Here is a 19670-nt window from a genome sequence, read left to right on the forward strand (position 1 = left end):
CACGTCGCTCCTACAGAAGCGCAATCCTACGGCGCATACGCCCGCTCGCGCTCTTGCTGCAACCGCTGCCGCAGGTACTGGTCGCGGGTGAGTCCGGCGGGAATCGTGGTGGCGGCCATGACCTCGGAGACGACCTGCGCTTCGCGCGCCTTGTAGGACTGGAAGCGGGGGTCGTTGCGCTGCTGCGCGGCGAAAGCGGCCATGCGCTGGTCGGCGTGAGCGCGGTAACGGTCGGCGATGGCCGCGACTTCTTCCGCCTGACGCACCGGGTCGTCGACGGTCGCTTCCACAAGCGCAGTGCGCAGCAGCAGCGCTTCTCCCGCGGACAGGCCGTCCTCTGCCTCATAGCGGTCGATCTGTCGCGACAGCCTGCCGGCACGCTCGCTGCCCTCCACCGCCCGCAGCGAAGGGGCGCGCGCGAAGAAATCCTTCGCATCAGCCTCGAAGCGCTGGCGTTCGCGGTGCGCCTGCGCCTGTGGCGTGGCTTGCAACGACGACGGTGCCGATGAAGAGGCATCAGGCACTTCGGCCTGCGGGCGTCGTGCGTCCGACGGCATGCCCGCGGCATCGCGCTTCCACCACAGCACGGCCGCCACGAAGACCAGGCAAGGCACCAGCAGTATCAGCAGCTTCTTCATGCAGTATCCCTCGCACGCCGGGGCCGCCGCGGCAGGGCGGCCCCGGACATCGGCCTCAGCCCATCAACTGGTCCACCAGCCAGTACAGGAGGTTGAAGGGCTTGGCCTTGTCGGCCTTGTCGTCCTGTTCGCTGGCATCGATCACCTTGCCCTGGCCATCGAGCACGCTGTCGATGAAGTGCTTCAGTTCCAGGTTCTGCGCCTGCACGTCGGCGTTCTTGAAATCGACGATGGTGGTGCAGTGGCTCTCGTTGAGCGCGCGGTACTGCGGGAAGTAGCCACCGACGTTGTTCAACGTGTTCAGGCGGTCGCGCAGGCGTGCGGTATCGACGTCCCAGCGTGCATGGATGCGCGCCTCCTTGGTCGCCTGGTCCGGCGCATTCGCGATGTCGGGGTAGAACCGTTCGTAGGAATAGGACGAGTAGTTGAGGTCTTTCCAGAAGTGCGTGTGGCCCAGGCGGTCGTTCACGTACTTGCTGGAGAGGGCCGGGTACAGGGTGCCGAGTTCGTTGAGATCGAACTGTGGCAGGCCGCTGGCGAGGTAGGGCAGGGGCCCGTTGGGCTGGTCCAGGCCCCAGGCGCTGCGGATCAGCGCCATCAGCGGTTGCGAGGGATAGTCCACCGGATTGCCGTTCTTCAGCGTGGGGAAGATCGGGCCGGAGTCGTTGATCAGGAAGCTGCGCGTGGGCGCCATGTCGCGACGCAGCGGATGGTAGCTGGTCAGGCTGCCCGCACCGCCTGCGCTGCAGCCGGTGGACAGCATCTGCGTGGGCCGCGGGAGGTTGTCCTTCAACCAGCCGACCACTGCGCGCACGTTGCGTACCCCGTTGTGGTGCCAGACCAGCGGCGTGTTCTGGCCGCTCGGGTCGTTGTAGACCGCGACGCGGTCGCCGCTGTAGATGTCGCCGGTGCAGTAGGGCACGTAGACCATGTTCCAGTCCTGCGTCTTCACCGCATCGAACGGGCTTACGCGGGTGACGAACGGGCTGACCAGGCTGGCACCGGGATTGAGCAGGCTCATGTAGTCGTCGGGGATGCCATTCGGATTGCGCGCGCCGCGGATACCGCTCTGACCGCTACAGCTGGCGTAGTCCCAGCAGGCGCCTCCCCCTTCCATGTAGATGATGGTGTTGCGCGTGTCTGCCACGCGATTCACGAAGAACTTGAACGGCGAGCCGTCGCCGCACACCGCGCCGGTCTGCGGTGCCAGCTGGACGGTCTGCCATGCGTCGTAGCGGCCGGGCTGGAAGCCGTCATTGAATCCGGACGGATTGGCCAGCAACGGATAGGTGCCGGTGCGCTGTGCGGCGGTGACCTTGTTGTCTGCCTTGGGTGGCGAGACCAGGTTCACCAGGGTCTGCCAGAAGCTGTAGTCGCCTTCCTCGGCTTTCAATGGCGCTGCCACCAGCAGGGTGAAGCTGGCGGCCGCCAGGACGAGGGGCAGGCGTGCGGGTCGTACGGGTGCAACCATGATCGGATCCTCCGGCGAGAGTCAGGTGGACGTTCAACGGGATGGACTGCCTTGGCGTGCGGCACGCGTGGGGGCGACGACCGTACAGGGGCGGATGGTGGGACGCCCGTCCCGCGACGGGATTAAGTCCATGTGATGGCGCCGGCTTTGGCTGCCGCGGCCCCCGACATTGGCCGCGATACCCCCCTTCGTATGCCGCGCGGCCGGCCAGGTAAACGGAGGGATCCCGCGTCGCAGCACGTACATGCGGCGTTGTACCGGCGTGCGCTATCGCGGCCGGCAACGGATCGTTGCGGGCAGGCGCCTTGTCGCCCGGCGCCCGTGGATCGAACATGCCGACACCCGCCGCGGAACGCGGCGTGGACTCCGGGGATGGCAATGCAGGAACTGGTCGACCGATACGGCGTGCTGCTGGTGTTCGCCAATGTGCTAGCGCTGTCGCTCGGGCTGCCTGTGCCTGCCATGCCGACCTTGATCCTCGTCGGCGCCGGCCTGGCGTTGCAGCCGGAGACGATGTGGCTGCCGCTGCTGGGCGTGCTGGCCGTCTCCGTGCTGGCCAGCCTGATCGGCGATGGCGTCTGGTTCTACGCGGGCCGCCGCTACGGCAACCGAACCCTGCAGTCGCTGTGCCGGCTGTCGCTGTCGCGCGACACCTGCATGAAGCGCACCGAGCGCTTCTACGGCCGTTTCGGCATCCGCATCCTGTCGGTGGCGAAGTTCATCCCGGGGTTGTCGATGGTGTCCGTGCCGCTGGCGGGCGCCATGCAGGTGCGGTTGCCGCCGTTCCTGCGCTATGACGGACTGGGTGCGACGCTGTGGGCCGCACTGGGTCTGGGGTTGGGCGTGGTGTTCGCTCCCCAGGTGGAAACGGTCATCGACACGTTGTCGCAGCTGGGTACCGGTGCAGGCGTGGTCATCGGCGCGCTGCTCGCGGCCTATGTGGGCTGGCGCTGGTGGCGTCGGCGTTCGCTGTTGAGGTCGCTGGAAGCGGCGCGGATCGATCCGCCGGAACTGGAGGCACTGGTCCAGGCGGGCCCGCCGCCGGTGGTGTTCGACATCCGTGCACCCGGTTTCCGTGACGTGGACCCCTACGTCATTCCGGGCGCGGTGTTCGCGGACGAACGCCAGCTCGACGTCATCCTGGCCACGTATCCGCGCGAGGGGAAGATCGTCATCTACTGCGCTTGTCCCGACGAGGTGTCGGCCGCGTGGATGGCGGCCAAGCTGCGCAAAGCAGGCTTCCGCGATGTGGTGCCGCTGCGGGGCGGTATCGATGCCTGGAGGAGCGCGGGCTACCGGGTGGAGCGCATCGGCGGCTGAGCCTGCACGCCGGGATCAGTGCTCGATGCACACCCGGTTGCGGCCTTCGCTCTTGGCGCGGTACAGCGCCGCGTCGGCGGCGGCCATCATGCGGCTCACGGTGTCGCGATCAGGCGTCAGCGCGGCGATGCCGATGCTGACGGTGATCCGCTGGGCTTCACCACCGGGCCGGAACACAACCGCCTCCACCGCCTCGCGCAGACGCTCGGCGAAGCCGTAGGCGGCCTCGGGCCCGCACTCGGGCAGCAGCACGGCGAACTCCTCGCCGCCGATCCGCGCCGCGGCGTCGTCGTTGCGCACGTGCCGGCGCACGAGGGTGGCGATCTGCTTCAGCACGAGGTCGCCGGAGATGTGGCCGTAGCGGTCGTTGATCGGCTTGAACAGGTCCACGTCGATGATGCACATCGTCAACGCGCGCTGGTGCCGCATGGCGCGCGCGATTTCCTTCTCCACCGTTTCGATGAAGTGACGGCGGTTGTACATCTCCGTCAGGGCATCGTGGGTGGCGAGCTGGTAGATCTCCTCGTGGTAGCGCGCTTCCACGCTGCTGTGGCTGATGAACTTGAGGATGCTTTCGCCCAGCGTGATGTGGTCGCCGTCCACCAGCGCAGCCTCGGTCACCGGCAAGTCGTTGAGCCGGGTGGTGTTGGTGGCGCCGAGATCGCGGACCCAGTAGGTGTCGCCGTCGCGCCAGATCTCGCAATGCACGCGCGAGACGCTGTTGTGCGGGATATGCAGGTCGGTTTCCTGCGAACGCCCCACGCGTACCGGTTGGACATCGATGTCCGCGCGCCGCCCCAGGCCCTCGCCGTGGATTACCACGACGCACGCCGAACGCGGCGCGTGCGGACGCGGGCCATCGCTCAGGATGGTCCGTTGCGTGGTGGGCGGATCGTGGAAATCCCGGGACATGCGTGTGCTGCTGGCAGGTGCGGGTCCGAGTGTAACGGATCGGTCGGTCAACTCACGCTTCCGCTACCATGGCCGGGCGCACCGGGGACAGTGGCATGACATCGCAACCTTACGACGACCTCGCACCCACCGAGAGCCTGGCCACGCGCCTGCAGGACGCAGCCATCGCACCCGACGGGACGCTCGCGCCGGGCGCCCGGCTGGGACGCTACCGCATCGAAGGCCTGCTGGGCCGGGGTGGCATGGGCGAGGTCTACCGCGCGGCGCAACTGGAACCGGTCCGCCGCGAGGTGGCGTTGAAGCTGATGCGCGCGCAACGCCTTCAGGCGCGCCATCTGGCGTACTTCGAAGTGGAGCGGCAGGTGCTCGCGCAGATGCGCCACCCGGCGATCGCGCAGATCTACGACGCCGGCGCGACCGAAGAAGGCTTCCCGTTCTTCGCGATGGAGCTGATCGAAGGCACCCCCATCACGCGCTACTGCCGCGACCAGCGCCTGTCGCTGGACGCCCGCGTCGCGCTGCTGATCCGCGTATGCGAGGGCGTGCAGCACGCGCACCACAAGGGCGTGGTGCATCGCGACCTCAAGCCCGGCAACCTGCTGGTGGATACGCTGGATGGCAGGCCGGTGCCGAAGATCATCGATTTCGGCATCGCGACCACCGCGTCGCTGGCGGGCGATGCCGTGCTGGAGCGCGCGGGCACCCCGGAGTACATGAGCCCCGAGCAAGCGCAGGGCGATCCACGCGAAGTGGATACGCGCAGCGATGTGTATTCGCTCGGCGTGGTGCTGTGCGAACTGGTGACCGGCGTGCGGCCGGAAGCCGTGGGCGAGACCTGGTCCGCGGAGACGGCCACGGCCATCGCGCCGTCGTCCCGCTTGGCGGGATTGCCGGCCGAACAGGCACGCGAGATGGCACAGGAGCGGGGTCTTTCGCTCGCGCGGATGCGCGATCGCCTGCGCGGCGACCTGGACTGGATCGTGCTGAAGGCCATGCAGCACGAGCGCGACGCCCGCTACGATTCGGCTGCGGCCCTGGCCGACGATCTGCAGCGTTACCTGGATGACCGGGTGGTCTCCGCGGTGCCCGCCAGCCGTGGCTACGTGTGGCGCAAGTTCCTGCGCCGCCACCGCGCCGCTGCCGTCGCGACCGGTGTAGCGCTGGTGGCGCTGCTGGGCGGTCTTGGGCTGTCGCTGTATGGCCTGCAGCAAGCGCAAACGCAGCGCAGCGCCGCGGAGGCCCGCAGCGCGGAACTGGAGAAGGTGGCGGCATTCCAGCAGTCGATGCTGGAAGGGATCGATATCGAGACCATGGGCGTGGGCCTGTCGGAGGGCCTGGTCCGGCAGGTTGGCAGCCTCGATCCGTCGGCGGCCGAGGCCTTCGGTGCCACGCTGGCGAAGACCAGTACCGGCGATCTGGCGCGCGACCTCGTGGACCGGCAGTTGCTGTCGAACGCCGAGGATGCGATCGCCCGTGATTTCGCCGACCAGCCCGACGTGGCGGCCAGCCTGCGCGAGTCGGTGGGGCACGTGTACGCCGCCATCGGCCGCCATGACAAGGCGGCGACGCACTTCGCGCATGTGGCGGACTACCGCAGCAAGGTGCTGGGCGAAGGTGCACAGGAAACCCTGCGCGCTCGGCGTGACCAGGTGCAGGCGCTGCTGGAAGGCGCCCATGTCGACCAGGCGGAGACGGTGTTGCAGAAGGCGCTGCCGCGCGCGTTCGCATTGCCGGTCAACGACCGCGTGCGGGTGAAGCTGGAACTCGCGCAGGCGCAGGTGATCTCCGCGCGTGGCGACCGGCCGCGCGCGAAGGGCGTGGTGAAGGCCGTGCAGGAGCGCCTGCTCGCCAGCGTGGGCGAGGGCGACCCGGCGACGCTGGAAGCCACCAACGACCTTGCCGCCGTGCAGCGCAACCTGGGCGAACTGCCCGAGGCGCGCGCCAACATGGAGAAGGTGGTCCGGTTGCGCACGGCCACGTTGGGTGCTGACCACGAGGAAACGCTTTCGGCGATGGGCAACCTCGCGGTCCTGCGCATCATGAATCGCGAAAAGGATGCCGCCATCGCGATGCAGCGGGACCTGACCGGACGCTACACGCGCAAGCTGGGCAGCGAACACCCGGTCACCCTGCAGGCGCGCAGCACGCTGGCCACGATGATGGTCGACGCAGGCCAGGCCGATGAAGCGCTGCCCCTGCTGAAGGACGCGCTGGCCGCACGCGAACGCGTGCTGGGCCGTGATCATCCGCAGACCGTTCGCACGCGCCTCAACCTGGCGACCGCGCATGCGCGCCTGAAGGACTACGCCGCCGCGTTGCCGCTCGAGGAGCAGGTGATCACTGTGCGCAGTCGCGTGCTGGGACCATCGCACCCGGACACGCTGTCGATCCTGGTCAATCATGCCGGCACGCTGCTCAACGCGAAGCAACCCGAAGCCGCGTTGCGCCTGCTCGGCGACATCCAGCCGCTGGCGGTGAAGGTGCTGGGCGACAAGCACCCGCAAGCACAGCTGACGATGGTCATCCGCGCGGAAGCGTTGCGTATCACCGGGCGTACGCGCGAGGCGCTGGCGGAGTACCAGACGTTGTTCGACCTGCGCCGGGCGGTACTGGGCGAGACGCACGTCGAGACGCGCACGGCGGCCTGGAACCTGATCGACACCTACCGTGAACTGGGGCGGGGCGGCGAGGCCGACGCGCTGCACAGCCAGTACATCGCGCCGTTGCTGGCGGCGGACCCGGGCACGCTGGGCGACGCCGACGCCGAATTCGTCAGCCGTTATCGCGAAGGAAAGCGGCCCGGCAAGCAGACCTGAGAACGCCCGGCCTCACTCGCCGGGCTTGGCCGCCGAGCTGGAGGCTTCGGACGCCGCGCGGCGCGACAGCACGGCTTCGCGATGGGCGATGTAGGCGTTGGCGCCGAAGATGATGCCGGCGCCGAGCAGCGTCCACGTGTCCAGTGTCTCGTCGAACAGCAGCCAGCCGAACACCGCAACGACCGGCAGCTGCATGAAGCTGATCGGCGTCAGCGCGGAGACTTCGCCCAGTTTCAACGCGCGCGTCCACAGCATGTGGCCGCCGGTGCCGAGTACGCCGGCCGCGACCACCCATACCCAGGTGATGCCCTGCGGCCATTCCCACACCGCCAGCGCAGGCAGCAGCGACATCGGCACCCACAGCAGCGTGGTGTAGATGACGATGCGGTCGGCCGGTTCGGTGTGCGAGAGCTGCTTGATCTGGATCGCCACCAGCGCGCTCATCACGGCCGCCAGCACGGCGATCAGCGCATCCGCCGTGAATGCCGAGGTGCCCGGCCGCACGATCACCAGCACGCCGATGAAGCCGAGCACCACCGCCGTCCAGCGACGCGCGCGCACCTGCTCGTTGAGCATCGCGGCGGCGGCGATGGTGACGAACAGCGGTGTGGAATAGGACAGCGAGACTGCCTGTGCCAACGGCAGGTGACCGATGGCCCAGAAGCCGGCCAGCATCGAGCAGATGCCGATCATGCAGCGGAACAGGTAGCGCGGGAACTGGGTGGTCTTCAGGAATCCGGGGCCATGGCGCAGGATCAGCGGGGCCGCCGCGAGCAGCCCGAAAAAGTTGCGGAAGAACGCGATCTCGAACGTGTGCAGCGTGGCCGAGGCCAGGCGGATCGCCACCACCATCAGCGCGAAGAACACCGTGCTGCCCAGCATCAGCACGGCGGCGCGGTAGTGGGAGGGCAGGGTGGGCATCAGCAGCCGGGACCGGCCCCTTCCCCCGCGTGCGGGGGAAGGATGGGATGGGGGCGAACGAAGTCACGGACGTCGAGCCCACCGCTGATCCGTGGCGATATGACAAGGCGCGGCGACCGAAACCGTCGCGCGAGCAGGAGGAGACGGGCTCCGGTCGGCCCGCACCCCGGCCCTCCCGCGTGAACGGGGGAGGGGGCAGTACCCGGGCCGTTGAAGCGCATCATCCCGGGACTACCAGGTCGCCCCGATGAGCTTAGGTTCCGGCTCGATGGCCACGCCGAAGCGCGCCTGTACCGACGCGGCGATTTTCCTTGCCAGCGCCAGCAACTGCGCACCGGTCGCCGCGCCATGGTTGACCAGCACCAGTGCGTGCGCGGCGGACACGCCGGCATCGCCATCGCGATGTCCCTTCCAGCCACAGGCTTCGATCATCCAGGCCGCCGACAGCTTGCGGTTGTGTCCGGCATCGCCACGGAACACGGGCAGGGTGGGGTAATCGACAAGCAGTGCTTCTGCCTGCGCCTGCGACACGATGGGGTTCTTGAAGAAGCTGCCTGCGTTGCCGACCACGGCCGGATCGGGCAGCTTGCGGCGCCGGATGCGGACTACGGCATCGCCCACGTCGCGTGCGGTCGGCGCGGGAATGCCCATCGCGCCGAGTTCCTCACGGATGCCGGCGTAGTCCAGGCGCAGGGACGGCGTGCGCGGCAGCAGGAATTCGACCGCCGTCACCAGGTAGCGATCAGGCGCGTGCTTGAACACGCTGTCGCGGTAGGCAAAGGCGCAGGCTTCGCGGTCCAGCCGCACGCGCACGCCATGGTGGCGATCGAAGGCCTCGACGATATCGATGAACTCGCCGACTTCGGTGCCGTAGGCGCCGATGTTCTGGATGGGCGACGCGCCTGCGGTGCCCGGGATCAGTGCCAGGTTCTCCAACCCGCACAGGCCCTGTTCCAGCGTCCACATCACCAGCGGATGCCACGGCACCCCGGCATCTGCGCGCACGCGTGCGCGCTCGCCATCGTCGGACACGATGCCGGTCGAACGGGTGGCGAGGCTGATCACCGCGCCCGGCGCATCGCCCGCGAACAGCAGGTTGCTGCCGCCACCGATCACCAGCGTTTCCGCATCGGAGACCTGCGGCAGCGCAAGCACCTCTTCCAGCGCGGCGACATCGTCCACTTCAACCAGCCACGGCGCCGCCGCAGGCACGCCGAACGTGTTGCGGTCACGCAATGACGCGTTCGCGGTGACGCGGTACCCGGTAGTCATTCCGGGGCTACCGGACCACCGCTGGGCGCTTCGCGGCGGCGGCGGATGGCTTCCACGCATTCGCGGACCAGTTCCGGTCCGCGGTAGACCAGCCCCGTGTAGCACTGCACCAGCGAAGCGCCGGCGGACATCTTCGCCACCGCGTCGGCACCGGACAGGATGCCACCCACGCCGATCAGCGGAATGCTGTGCGGCAGGCGCGTGCGCAGGCGACGAAGCACGAGCGTGGCCTGGCCCATCAGCGGCGCGCCGGACAGGCCACCGGTCTCGCGCGCATGGGGATGGTCCTGCACGCTCAGGCGGGAGACCGTGGTGTTGGTGGCGATGACGCCATCGACCTGCATGTCGCCCAGCACGCGCGCCACGGCATCGATGTCGCTGTCCGACAGGTCCGGCGCGATCTTGACCAGCATCGGCACGCGCTTGCCATGCTGCGCGGCCAGGTCTTCCTGCGCCTCGCGCAGGGTGCCGATCAGCTGGCGCAGCGCCTGTTCCTCCTGCAGTTCGCGCAGGCCGGCGGTATTGGGCGAGGAGATGTTGACGGTGATGTAGTCCGCCAGCGGATAGACGCGCTCCAGGCAGTACAGGTAGTCCGACGCGGCGCGCTCGTTGGAGGTGTCCTTGTTCTTGCCGATGTTGATGCCCAGCAGGCCACGGTCGCGGCGCGCGGCTTCGACATTGCGGATCAGCGCGTCGACGCCGTCGTTGTTGAAGCCGAGCCGGTTGATGACGGCCTGGTGCTGCGGCAGGCGGAACATGCGCGGCTTCGGATTGCCGGGCTGCGGCTTGGGCGTGACCGTGCCGATTTCGACGAAGCCGAAACCCAGGGCGAACAGCGCATCGATGTGCGCGCCGTTCTTGTCCATGCCGGCGGCCAGACCGACCGGATTGGGGAACGTCAGCCCCATGAGCTTGGTGGGCATCGGCGTGATCGGGCGTGCCACCAGCGGCGTGGTGCCGGTGCGGTAGGCAAGGTCCAGCGCCTTCAGGCCCATGCCATGGGCGGTCTCGGCATCGAGGCCGAAGAGGAAAGGTCGGGCGAGGGAATACATGGAGGCGGGCGGGCTCAGTTCAGCGTCGCCAGCCAGGCCATCCCGCCCAGGAACAGGAAGATCACCGCGATGCCGACCACCCACACCAGCGCCGACACCCAACCAAGGATCAGTCCGCCGATGGCCATGCCGTCGCCTTCCAGCGTACCGGCGCTGCGGCGGATCTCGGCGCGTGCCATGTGGCCGGTGACGATGGCCACGAGCGTGCCGATGAAGGGCAGCAGGGTCCAGCCCAGGATGCCGGACACGAGGCTGGCAATGGCGAGGCTGCTGGTGGTGCGGGCTTGGTTCATCAGGGGCTCCGTGCAGGGGTCAGGGAGGCGATGGCGCTGGATCGGGCAGGCAAAAAAACGCGCCGCCCGTAAAAGGTGGCGCGATTATCCCAGATGCTGGCCCGTTCAGGGCAGCCGGCATGCGGGCACGCCGGCTGCCTTGCGGATCAAAGGTCGAACTTGATGCCCTGAGCGAGCGGCAGCGAGTCGGAGTAGTTGATCGTATTGGTCTGGCGGCGCATGTAGACCTTCCATGCGTCCGAGCCGGATTCGCGCCCGCCGCCGGTTTCCTTCTCGCCGCCGAACGCGCCACCGATCTCGGCACCGCTGGTGCCGATGTTGACGTTGGCGATGCCGCAGTCGCTGCCGGCCGCCGACAGGAACTGCTCGGCCGCCTTCAGGTTCTGCGTGAAGATCGACGACGACAGGCCCTGCGGCACGGCGTTCTGCATGTCGATGGCTTCGTCCAGCGTCTTGTACTTCATCACGTACAGGATGGGGGCGAAGGTCTCGTGCTGCACGACTTCATCGGAATTCTTCAGGCCGGTGACGATGGCCGGCAACACGAAGTTGCCCGGGCGCTCGATGGCGGTGCCACCGGTTTCGACGGTGCCGCCGCTGGCCTTGGCTTTCTCGATGGAGGCCAGGAATTGCTGTACGGCGGCCTGGCTGTTCAACGGCCCCATCAGGTTGGCCGGGTCCAGCGGATCGCCGATCTTGCCTTCCACCTGCTTGTACGCCTTGACCAGCGTGGCCAGCACGTTGTCGTAGATGGATTCGTGCACGATCAGCCGGCGCGTGGTGGTGCAGCGCTGGCCGGCGGTACCGACGGCGCCGAACACGATGCCGGGAACCGCCAGCTTCAGGTCGGCGGTTTCGTCCAGGATGATGGCGTTGTTGCCGCCCAGTTCCAGCAGGCTGCGGCCCATGCGGCGGGCGACGCGCTCGCCGACGGTGCGGCCGACCTGGGTAGAACCGGTGAAGCTGATCAGCGGGATGCGCTTGTCGTCGACGAACTGCTGCGCCAGTTCGACGCCGGCGTCGTTGATCAGGAAGAAGATGTCCGGGAAGCCGCCGGCCTTCAGCGCCTCGTTGCAGATCTTCATGCTGGCGATCGCGGTGAGCGGCGTCTTGTTGGACGGCTTCCAGATGCAGATGTCGCCGCAGATCGCGGCCAGGAACGAGTTCCACGCCCACACCGCGACCGGGAAGTTGAACGCGCTGATGATGCCCACCAGGCCCAGCGGCTGGTACTGCTCGTACATGCGGTGGCCGGGGCGCTCGGAGTGCATGGTGTAGCCGTACAGCATGCGGCTCTGGCCCACGGCGAAGTCGGCGATGTCGATCATCTCCTGCACTTCGCCATCGCCCTCGGGCTTGCTCTTGCCCATTTCCAGCGCGACCAGCGAACCCAGCGCGTCCTTGTGCCTGCGCAGCGCCTCGCCACACAGGCGCACGGCTTCGCCGCGGCGCGGCGCGGGGGTGGTGCGCCACACCTTGAAGGCGGCTTGGGCGCGTTCGACGATCTTCTCGTAGTCGGCCTGGCTGCTGGCGTGAACCTCGGCGATCACCTCGTTGGTGGTCGGGTTGATCGACTGCAGCAGGCCGGCATCGGTGGTCGTGGACCACTCGCCACTGCCGAGGTAGGTGCCGGAGTTGGTGGTGGCGAGGCCAAGGGCCTTGAGGAGGTCAGCAGGCATGGAAGCTCCAGGGTCATTGCGCGGGATGCCGCCGAAGGGCGCGCGGCACCGAAAGAGGAGCGGAATTCTACCAGAGCGGGCCGGGCGGACCGCGCGTAAGCCCGTGTTTTTCCAATGGTTCTTGCGCAAACAGGCGCTTGCGGGCGCAGCCGTTGATCCGCTGCCGGGGTTTGTTCGGTTCGCCGACTGGCGATGGCGGCGTTCGGCGATTCGCCGAGCGGCCGGTGTGGCGCCATGGTGTCGGCATGAGACGGAAGATGGTGACCCCGGCGCGATTCGAACGCACGACCTGTCCCTTAGGAGGGGACCGCTCTATCCAGCTGAGCTACGGGGCCATCGGCGGCGATTCTCGCACGAAGCGCTCTCGCGCACGACGCTCCCACGCAGGGCGGGGATGGCGGGGCAAGGGTCCGCATGGCAGGGTGGCGGGTACCCCCGTACGCCCGGATCGCATGGATATCCGCATCGACGACCTCTCCCATCCCGCCGTGATCGCGCTGTTGCAGGAGCACCTGGACTGGATGCACCGTATCTCGCCACCGGAAAGCGTTCACGCGCTCGACCTGGACGCATTGCGCGGGCCTGACATCACCTTCTGGGCGCTCTGGGATGGCGATGCTCTCGCAGGCTGCGGTGCACTGCGCCAGTTGGACGCGCGACATGGCGAAGTGAAGTCGATGCGCACGGCGCGGACCCATCTGCGTCGTGGCACGGCGACGCGGATGCTCGACCATATCCTGACCGAGGCGCGCGGACGGGGCTACGGACGTCTCAGCCTGGAGACCGGGTCGATGGCTTACTTCGCACCCGCACGCGCGCTGTATGCGCGCGCTGGTTTCACCGCCTGTGCGCCCTTCGGTAACTATGCGGAAGACATGAACAGCGTTTTCATGACGCGCACGCTCTAGTATTGGTTTCAGTTGCATCTATCTGAAATCATTGGCTTTGTTGCATCGCAACGCTTGACAGCCCCCGGGGGTGTCGTGGTTTTCTTCATCCATGCGCTCCCTTGCCCACGCTCCCGCGAACATGCCCCCGGCCTTGATGGCGGCGTCGACGCTTGCGTGCGGTGGACGCACGACCCTGATTACGACCATTACCACCCTGACTCGTCGGGTGCGGTTGGTCGTGTTCGCGTAACTCGCAAACCACGGCCCCGCACCCGGATCAGGATGCAGGGCCACCCGACTTCCTGATTCGTGCCGGGCCTCCTTACCGAGGTTCCAGACCCATGCCGTCCCGCAGCGCCGAAGTCGAACAATCCAAACCCCGTACCGTCGTCCACAAGTTCGGCGGCACCTCCGTTGCCGATGCCGACCGTTACCGCCATGTGGCGCAGTTGCTGCTCGCGCGCGACGAGGACGTGCAGGTCACCGTCGTCTCCGCGATGAAGGGTGTCACCGACGCGCTGATCGAACTGTGCGAGCTGGCGGCTGCCAACCGCCCGGAATGGCACGAAAGCTGGCATGCGCTGCGAGCACGCCACCGCGGCGCCGCCGTGGCGTTGCTGGGCGAGGCGGCGGGACCGGTGATCGAATGGGTGGACGAACGCTTCGGGAAACTGGAAGAGATCCTCAACGCGCTGATCGTCATCGGCGGCCTGCCGGAGCTGGTACTGCAGCGCGTACAGGGTCTGGGCGAAGTATGTTCCGCGCGATTGCTGGGCGAATACCTGACGCTGCAGGGCGAAGACTGCGCCGTGCTGGATGCGCGCGACGTGCTGCGGGTCGATCACGGCGAACTCGGCGTGGTGGTCGACTGGGACACCAGCGCGCAACGCCTGGCGGCCTGGCAGGCCTCGCACCCGCAGCGCCGCGTGGTGGTCACCGGCTTCGTCGCCCGCGATCGCGAAGGCCGCTTCACCACCCTGGGCCGCAACGGCAGCGACTATTCCGGTGCGATCTTCGCGGCGCTGTACGACGCGGCCGAACTGCACATCTGGACCGATGTCGATGGCGTGCTGTCGGCCGATCCGCGCGTGGTGCCCGAAGCCGTGCAGCTGGGTGCCCTGAGCTACGACGAGGCCTGTGAACTCGCGTACTTCGGCGCCAAGGTCGTGCATCCGCAGACCATGTCGCCGGCCATGGAACGCGGGTTGCCGATCATCATCCGCAACACCTTCCATCCGGAACATCCCGGTACGCGCATCACCGCCGAGCGCGACGCCGTGGGCCCGGTGAAGGGCCTGACGCTGAGTGCCGACCTGGCCCTGCTCAACCTGGAAGGCACCGGCCTGATCGGCGTGCCCGGCACGGCGGAGCGCGTGTTCGCGGCGCTGCGCAACGCGCATGTGTCGGTGGTGATGATCTCGCAGGGGTCGTCGGAGCATTCGATCTGCTGCGTGGTCAGGGCCAACGAGGCAGGCAAGGGACAGGCGGCGCTGCTCGATGCGTTCGCACACGAGTTGGACACCCGCCAGATCCAGCGCGTGCAGCGCCGCGATGGCGTCAGCGTGCTGGCCGCGGTCGGCGATGGCATGGCCGGCACGCCAGGCGTGTCGGCGCGTCTGTTCGGCGCACTGGGGCGCGCGCAGGTCAACATCCTGGCGATCGCGCAGGGTTCGTCCGAGCGGAATATTTCCGTGGCCATCGACAGTGCCGACGCGACCAAGGCCCTGCGTGCCGCGCACGCCGGCTTCTGGCTGTCGCCGCAGACCTTCGCGGTGGGCGTGATCGGTCCCGGCAACGTGGGAGCGGCATTGATAGACCAGTTGCGTGCGGCGCAGCCGCAATTGCTGGCCAAGGCCAACCTCGACCTGCGCCTGCGCGCCATCGCCTCAAGCACGCGGATGCTGCTGGACGATCGCAGCCTGGACCACGACTGGCGCGCGCGCTTCGACACCAGTGCACAGGCCGCCGACCTCGACCGCTTCACCCAGCACCTGCTGTCGGCGCACATGCCGCATGCGGTCATCGTGGACTGCAGCGCAAGCCCCGTCGTCGCCGACCGCTACGCCGAATGGCTGGCCGCCGGCATCCATGTGGTGACACCGAACAAGCAGGCCGGCGCCGGTCCCTTGGCGCGCTACCACGCCATCCGGGATGCCGCCGCGGCCAGTGGCGCGCGCTTCCGCTACGAGGCGACCGTCGGCGCTGGCCTGCCGGTGATCTCGACGCTGCGCGACCTGCTGGATACCGGGGACACGGTGGTATCGGTGGAGGGCATCTTCTCCGGCACGCTGGCGTGGCTGTTCAACAAGTTCGATGGCAGCGTGCCGTTCTCGCGGCTGGTCACCGAAGCGCGCGGCCTTGGCTATACCGAACCGGATCCACGCGACGACCTGTCGGGCACCGACGTGGCGCGCAAGCTGGTGATCCTGGCCCGCGAGGCGGGCCGCGAACTGGCGCTGGAGGGCGTGCACGTCGAAAGCCTGGTGCCGGAAGCGCTGCGACAGGCCAGCGTGGACGACTTCATGGCGCGGTTGGCCGAGGTGGATGCCGGCTTCGATGCCCGCCTGGCGAGCGCTCGCGCGGACGGCAACGTGTTGCGTTACGTCGCACGACTGGATGCGGAAGGCCGCGCGAGCGTGGGGCTGGTCGAACTGCCGGCGGCGCATGCATTCGGCAACCTGCGCCTGACCGACAACATCGTGCAGTTCACCACGCGCCGTTACTGCGACAATCCGCTGATCGTGCAGGGGCCGGGCGCAGGCCCGGAAGTCACCGCGGCCGGCGTGTTCGCCGACGTGCTGCGCGTGGCGGCGGGGCAGGGCGCGAAGCTGTGACGCATCCGGGCATAAACGACATGGAGTGGGCATGAGGCAGCAGGCAAGTGCGTTTTCGCCGGCATCGGTGGGCAACGTCGGCGTGGGGTTCGACATCCTGGGTCATGTGATCGAAGGCGTCGGCGACACGGTGACCGTGCGCCGGACGGAATCGCTGGACGTGCGCATCGCCGCCATCCGCGGCGCCACCGTGGACCTGCCGCTGGACGCGCCGGGCAATACGGCTGGCGCAGCGTTGATCTCGCTGCGCGATGCCTTGGCGCTGCCGTTCGGGTTCGAGGTGGAGATCGAGAAGGGCATTCCGCTGGGCTCCGGCATGGGCGGTTCCGCCGCATCCTGCGTCGCCGCGCTTGTCGCAGCCAATGCCCTGCTCGACGAGCCGCTGACGCGAGAGCAGTTGTACCCGCACGCGCTGGTCGGCGAGGCCGTCGCCAGTGGAGGCAGGCATGGCGACAACCTGGGCCCGATGCTGCTGGGCGGTCTGGTGCTGTCCACGGCGGAGCGGCTGGTACGCGTTCCCGTGCCTGAGCATTGGCACAGCGTGCTGGTGCATCCGGATGCGATCCTGGAGACGCGCCGCGCGCGCGCCGCGTTGCAGGGCGCGTACGAACTGAAGGACTTCGTGGCACAGAGCGCGAACCTCGCACTGGTGCTTGCCGGTTGCCATGCCGGCGATGCCGGGTTGGTGCGCGAAGGCCTGCGCGACGTGCTGATCGAACCTCGCCGCGCGCCGTTGATCGTCGGCTTCGATGCGGCGAAACAGGCCGCGCTGGAGGCCGGCGCGATGGGGGCCAGCATCTCCGGTGCCGGCCCCAGTGTGTTCGCCTGGTTCGAGTCGCGCGGCGAAGCGGAAGCCGCAGCGCCTGCCGTGCAGGCAGCCTTCGCATCCGCGGGCTTCGACAGCCAGGCCTGGGTGTCGCCGATCAATGCGACGGGCGCGGAACTGCTACCCCCCAACTGAAATTCCCTTTCGGCGGCCGTGCTTCGTGCGTGGCGCTTTCCTGACGACAGACCATGAACTTCATCTCGACCCGCAATGTCGCGCCCACCGTCACGCTCAGTCAGGCGATCGCCGCCGGGCTGGCCCCCGACGGAGGCCTGTACGTCCCCGAGGCACTTCCGCCCGCCCGCGACCTGATGCCCGGACGCGACATTGCCGAGACGGCGACGGCCCTGCTGGCCCCGTTCTTCGCCGGCGATGCGCTGGAGGGCGAACTGGCGTCGATCTGCCGCGAGTCCTTCGACTTCCCGGCGCCGCTGCGGTCGCTGGGCACGCCGGGCGACCATGTGCTGGAGCTGTTCCACGGACCGACGGCGGCGTTCAAGGATTTCGGCGCGCGTTTCCTTGCCGCCAGCATGGCGCGGCTGCGTCGCGATGAAGCCACGCCCTTGACGATCCTCGTCGCCACCTCCGGCGATACGGGAGCGGCGGTGGCCGCAGCGTTCCATCGCCAACCGGGCCTGCGCGTCGTCGTGCTGTATCCGGACGGGCGCGTGTCGCCGCGCCAGGCGCACCAGTTGGGGTGTTTCGGCGACAACATCACCGCATTGCGCGTGGCGGGTTCGTTCGACGACTGTCAGGCGCTGGTGAAGCGCGCGCTCAACGATGCCGACCTGCAGGCGCAGGCGCCGTTGAGTTCGGCCAACAGCATCAGCCTCGGGCGCCTGCTGCCACAGATGAGCTACTACGCACATGCGGCATTGACCCATCATGCGGAGACGGGGCGGAGGTTGAGCGCCGTCATTCCCACCGGCAACCTCGGCAACGCGATGGCGGCAATCCTGGCGCGTGCGCTGGGTGTGCCGCTCGGCAGGATCGTGCTGGCGACCAATGCGAACCGCGTGCTGCCCGACTTTTTCGCAGGTAGCGACTATGTTCCAGCCGCCAGCGTGGCGACGCTGGCCAACGCGATGGATGTCGGTGCGCCCAGCAACTTCGAGCGTTTGCGTTGGCTCTATGCGGGCGACGATGCGGCGTTGCGTGCGGCGTTCAGCGCGTCCACGGTCGATGACGCAACCATCCGCGAGGTGATCGCCCGTCGTTTCCGCGACCATGCCGAAGTGCATTGCCCGCACACGGCGACAGCGGTGAAGGTGCTGGAAGACCTGCGCGCCCAGGGCGAGCGTGGCGACTGGGCGGTCGCGGCCACGGCGCATCCGGCCAAGTTCGAGAGCGTGGTGGAGCCGCTGATCGGCCGCGAGGTCGAGGTGCCGCCCGCGCTGGCGGACCTGCTGGCGCGTCCTGCGCAGGCAGCCCCGATTCCCGCCGACTACGACGCCTTGCGCGAGCGCCTGCTGGCGTAGTTGGCTGCAGATCACCCCTGTAGGAGCGACGTCAGTCGCGACCGCACGGCCTGATGCAGTGGTCGGCGTCCTCATGCGCGCCAGGGATGAGGGGGAGAGGGCTTCAGAGCGGTCGCCGGTGCACGGTCGCGACTGACGTCGCTCCTACATGATGGCGTCGCCGTCCTTGATGCACGACCCACCTGCGATAAGCTCTCGCCCATGAAGCGCACCTTGTTGCCGACCCTCCTGCTGGCCAGCCTGCTCGCCGGCGCCGCCCCATTCGCCGCCCACGCGCAATCCGCCGTCCCGCAGGCCGACGTCCGCGCGCTGCAGCCGGGCGAATTCCTGTGGTATCCGCAGATCGCCCCCGAGGGCCCCGTGGTACTGGTGGTCAGCCTCGACGAACAGCGTGCCTACGTGTACCGCAACGGCATCGCCATCGGCGTGTCGACGATCAGTTCGGGCAAGGCGGGCAAGGACACGCCGACCGGCGTGTTCACCATCCTGCAGAAGAACAAGGACCACCGGTCCAACCTGTACAACAATGCGCCCATGCCGTACATGCAGCGACTGACGTGGGATGGCATCGCGCTGCATGGCGGCCACCTGCCGGGCTATCCGGCGTCGCACGGCTGCGTCCGCCTGCCGCAGGCGTTCGCCGAGAAACTGTTCGGCATCACCCGCTTCGGCGACTCGGTGGTGGTGGCGAACGCGAAGGCGTCGCCGGCCAGCCTGGTGCATCCCGCCGTGTTGGCGCCGGTCACCGCGGGTGGGCAGGCGGCGCATCCGGACCTGTCGGCCTACGAGGTGTACTGGAACGAGGCGGCGTCCCCCGACGGGCCGGTCAGCATCCTGGTCAGCCTGTACGACCAGCGCGTGTCGGTGCTGCGCAATGGTGTGCTGATCGGCGCCGCGCCGCTGCAGATGGTCCGCGACTTCGCGCTCAACGGCACGGTGTTGCTGGTGATGACGACGGAAATGGAGGACATCCCCAGCCTGCTGGATCCGCAGCAGAAGGAACATCGCTGGGTCGCGCATCGCGTGCTGGGCGAAGAGGGTGCGCCGATGCCGCCGCTGCGTTCGCTCGGGGATGCGTTCTGGATTCCGCAGGATTTCGCGCGTCGTCTGTACGCGGTGCTGAAGCCGGGCACCACGGTGCTGCTGTCGGACCTGCCCGGCGTACGCGCAACGCCCGATGACCAGCCGTCCGTGCCGGTCTTGGAATCGGACGAGGCCAGCCCCACAACGGCCGTACGCTGAGCCTTGCGGATGGAATCGGGACGCTG

At 68.2% G+C, this 19670-nt stretch carries 15 protein-coding genes and 1 tRNA gene; 7 read left to right on the top strand and 9 right to left on the bottom strand.

Annotated elements, in window-relative coordinates:
• Nucleotides 1–26: 26 nt before the first annotated feature.
• Together FB548_RS12430 and FB548_RS12435 are read right to left on the bottom strand one after the other, a co-directional pair.
• Nucleotides 27–638: a hypothetical protein gene (locus FB548_RS12430; protein ID WP_142125111.1), complete on the bottom strand. Its 612-nt coding sequence runs from the start codon at nt 636–638 to the stop codon at nt 27–29.
• Nucleotides 639–693: 55 nt separating this feature from the next.
• On the bottom strand, nt 694–2109 hold the full coding sequence (locus tag FB548_RS12435) for a pectin acetylesterase-family hydrolase (RefSeq protein WP_142125112.1): 1416 nt from the start codon (nt 2107–2109) through the stop codon (nt 694–696).
• A gap of 378 nt (nt 2110–2487) precedes the next feature.
• Here FB548_RS12435 and FB548_RS12440 point away from each other — a divergent pair, with 378 nt between their 5' ends.
• A complete protein-coding gene (locus tag FB548_RS12440; RefSeq protein WP_142125459.1) occupies nt 2488–3429 on the top strand; it encodes a DedA family protein/thiosulfate sulfurtransferase GlpE in 942 nt (313 codons plus the stop codon).
• A 15-nt stretch (nt 3430–3444) separates the two neighbouring features.
• Here FB548_RS12440 and FB548_RS12445 read toward each other — a convergent pair whose 3' ends face one another.
• Nucleotides 3445–4341: a GGDEF domain-containing protein gene (locus tag FB548_RS12445; protein ID WP_142125113.1), complete on the bottom strand. Its 897-nt coding sequence runs from the start codon at nt 4339–4341 to the stop codon at nt 3445–3447.
• Between the two features lie 95 nt (nt 4342–4436).
• On the opposite strand from FB548_RS12445, the gene FB548_RS12450 reads away from it, so the two are divergent.
• Nucleotides 4437–7157 (top strand): serine/threonine-protein kinase, encoded by a 2721-nt coding sequence (locus tag FB548_RS12450; RefSeq protein WP_185742101.1) that lies wholly within the window; start codon nt 4437–4439, stop codon nt 7155–7157.
• Nucleotides 7158–7169: 12 nt separating this feature from the next.
• On the opposite strand, the gene FB548_RS12455 is transcribed toward FB548_RS12450, so the two are convergent.
• The 6 genes from FB548_RS12455 to FB548_RS12480 form a co-directional block, all read right to left on the bottom strand.
• Nucleotides 7170–8078 (bottom strand): DMT family transporter, encoded by a 909-nt coding sequence (locus tag FB548_RS12455; protein WP_142125115.1) that lies wholly within the window; start codon nt 8076–8078, stop codon nt 7170–7172.
• A gap of 231 nt (nt 8079–8309) precedes the next feature.
• Entirely contained in the window at nt 8310–9350 is a 1041-nt protein-coding gene (gene murB, locus FB548_RS12460; protein WP_142125116.1) for a UDP-N-acetylmuramate dehydrogenase, read from the bottom strand.
• The gene (locus FB548_RS12465; protein WP_142125117.1) at nt 9347–10402 is read right to left on the bottom strand and encodes a quinone-dependent dihydroorotate dehydrogenase; all 1056 of its coding nucleotides are present in this window, start codon (nt 10400–10402) and stop codon (nt 9347–9349) included. The genes murB and FB548_RS12465 overlap by 4 nt, the downstream gene beginning before the upstream one ends.
• A 14-nt stretch (nt 10403–10416) precedes the next feature.
• Nucleotides 10417–10695 carry a DUF4190 domain-containing protein gene (locus FB548_RS12470; protein ID WP_142125118.1) on the bottom strand — a complete coding sequence of 93 codons (279 nt, stop codon included), beginning with the start codon at nt 10693–10695 and terminating at the stop codon, nt 10417–10419.
• A 146-nt stretch (nt 10696–10841) separates the two neighbouring features.
• Nucleotides 10842–12374: an aldehyde dehydrogenase family protein gene (locus tag FB548_RS12475; RefSeq protein WP_142125119.1), complete on the bottom strand. Its 1533-nt coding sequence runs from the start codon at nt 12372–12374 to the stop codon at nt 10842–10844.
• Between the two features lie 258 nt (nt 12375–12632).
• Nucleotides 12633–12709: transfer RNA gene (locus tag FB548_RS12480), tRNA-Arg, on the bottom strand.
• 117 nt (nt 12710–12826) lie between these two features.
• Between FB548_RS12480 and FB548_RS12485 the strand changes: the two genes are divergently transcribed.
• The 5 genes from FB548_RS12485 (at nt 12827) to FB548_RS12505 (ending at nt 19644) form a co-directional block, all read left to right on the top strand.
• Entirely contained in the window at nt 12827–13282 is a 456-nt protein-coding gene (locus FB548_RS12485) for a GNAT family N-acetyltransferase (protein ID WP_142125120.1), read from the top strand.
• 323 nt (nt 13283–13605) lie between these two features.
• Nucleotides 13606–16098, top strand: a complete 2493-nt coding sequence (gene thrA / locus FB548_RS12490) for a bifunctional aspartate kinase/homoserine dehydrogenase I (protein WP_142125121.1) — start codon at nt 13606–13608, stop codon at nt 16096–16098.
• A 31-nt stretch (nt 16099–16129) separates the two neighbouring features.
• Complete coding sequence (locus FB548_RS12495) at nt 16130–17059, top strand: homoserine kinase (protein WP_142125122.1); 930 nt, start codon at nt 16130–16132, stop codon at nt 17057–17059.
• 53 nt (nt 17060–17112) lie between these two features.
• Nucleotides 17113–18402: a threonine synthase gene (thrC, locus tag FB548_RS12500; protein ID WP_142125123.1), complete on the top strand. Its 1290-nt coding sequence runs from the start codon at nt 17113–17115 to the stop codon at nt 18400–18402.
• Nucleotides 18403–18603: 201 nt separating this feature from the next.
• A complete protein-coding gene (locus tag FB548_RS12505; RefSeq protein WP_142125124.1) occupies nt 18604–19644 on the top strand; it encodes a L,D-transpeptidase in 1041 nt (346 codons plus the stop codon).
• Nucleotides 19645–19670: the final 26 nt, after the last annotated feature.

It is taken from the genome of Pseudoxanthomonas sp. 3HH-4 (assembly GCF_006716465.1).
GTDB lineage: Bacteria > Pseudomonadota > Gammaproteobacteria > Xanthomonadales > Xanthomonadaceae > Pseudoxanthomonas_A.

Bases quoted from the DNA above. Each gene is read 5' to 3' on its own strand.
- FB548_RS12430 (WP_142125111.1), bottom strand. From the start codon at position 638: ATGAAGAAGCTGCTGATACTGCTGGTGCCTTGCCTGGTCTTCGTGGCG.
- FB548_RS12435 (WP_142125112.1), bottom strand. From the start codon at position 2,109: ATGGTTGCACCCGTACGACCCGCACGCCTGCCCCTCGTCCTGGCGGCC.
- FB548_RS12440 (WP_142125459.1), top strand. From the start codon at position 2,488: ATGCAGGAACTGGTCGACCGATACGGCGTGCTGCTGGTGTTCGCCAAT.
- FB548_RS12445 (WP_142125113.1), bottom strand. From the start codon at position 4,341: ATGTCCCGGGATTTCCACGATCCGCCCACCACGCAACGGACCATCCTG.
- FB548_RS12450 (WP_185742101.1), top strand. From the start codon at position 4,437: ATGACATCGCAACCTTACGACGACCTCGCACCCACCGAGAGCCTGGCC.
- FB548_RS12455 (WP_142125115.1), bottom strand. From the start codon at position 8,078: ATGCCCACCCTGCCCTCCCACTACCGCGCCGCCGTGCTGATGCTGGGC.
- murB (WP_142125116.1), bottom strand. From the start codon at position 9,350: ATGACTACCGGGTACCGCGTCACCGCGAACGCGTCATTGCGTGACCGC.
- FB548_RS12465 (WP_142125117.1), bottom strand. From the start codon at position 10,402: ATGTATTCCCTCGCCCGACCTTTCCTCTTCGGCCTCGATGCCGAGACC.
- FB548_RS12470 (WP_142125118.1), bottom strand. From the start codon at position 10,695: ATGAACCAAGCCCGCACCACCAGCAGCCTCGCCATTGCCAGCCTCGTG.
- FB548_RS12475 (WP_142125119.1), bottom strand. From the start codon at position 12,374: ATGCCTGCTGACCTCCTCAAGGCCCTTGGCCTCGCCACCACCAACTCC.
- FB548_RS12485 (WP_142125120.1), top strand. From the start codon at position 12,827: ATGGATATCCGCATCGACGACCTCTCCCATCCCGCCGTGATCGCGCTG.
- thrA (WP_142125121.1), top strand. From the start codon at position 13,606: ATGCCGTCCCGCAGCGCCGAAGTCGAACAATCCAAACCCCGTACCGTC.
- FB548_RS12495 (WP_142125122.1), top strand. From the start codon at position 16,130: ATGAGGCAGCAGGCAAGTGCGTTTTCGCCGGCATCGGTGGGCAACGTC.
- thrC (WP_142125123.1), top strand. From the start codon at position 17,113: ATGAACTTCATCTCGACCCGCAATGTCGCGCCCACCGTCACGCTCAGT.
- FB548_RS12505 (WP_142125124.1), top strand. From the start codon at position 18,604: ATGAAGCGCACCTTGTTGCCGACCCTCCTGCTGGCCAGCCTGCTCGCC.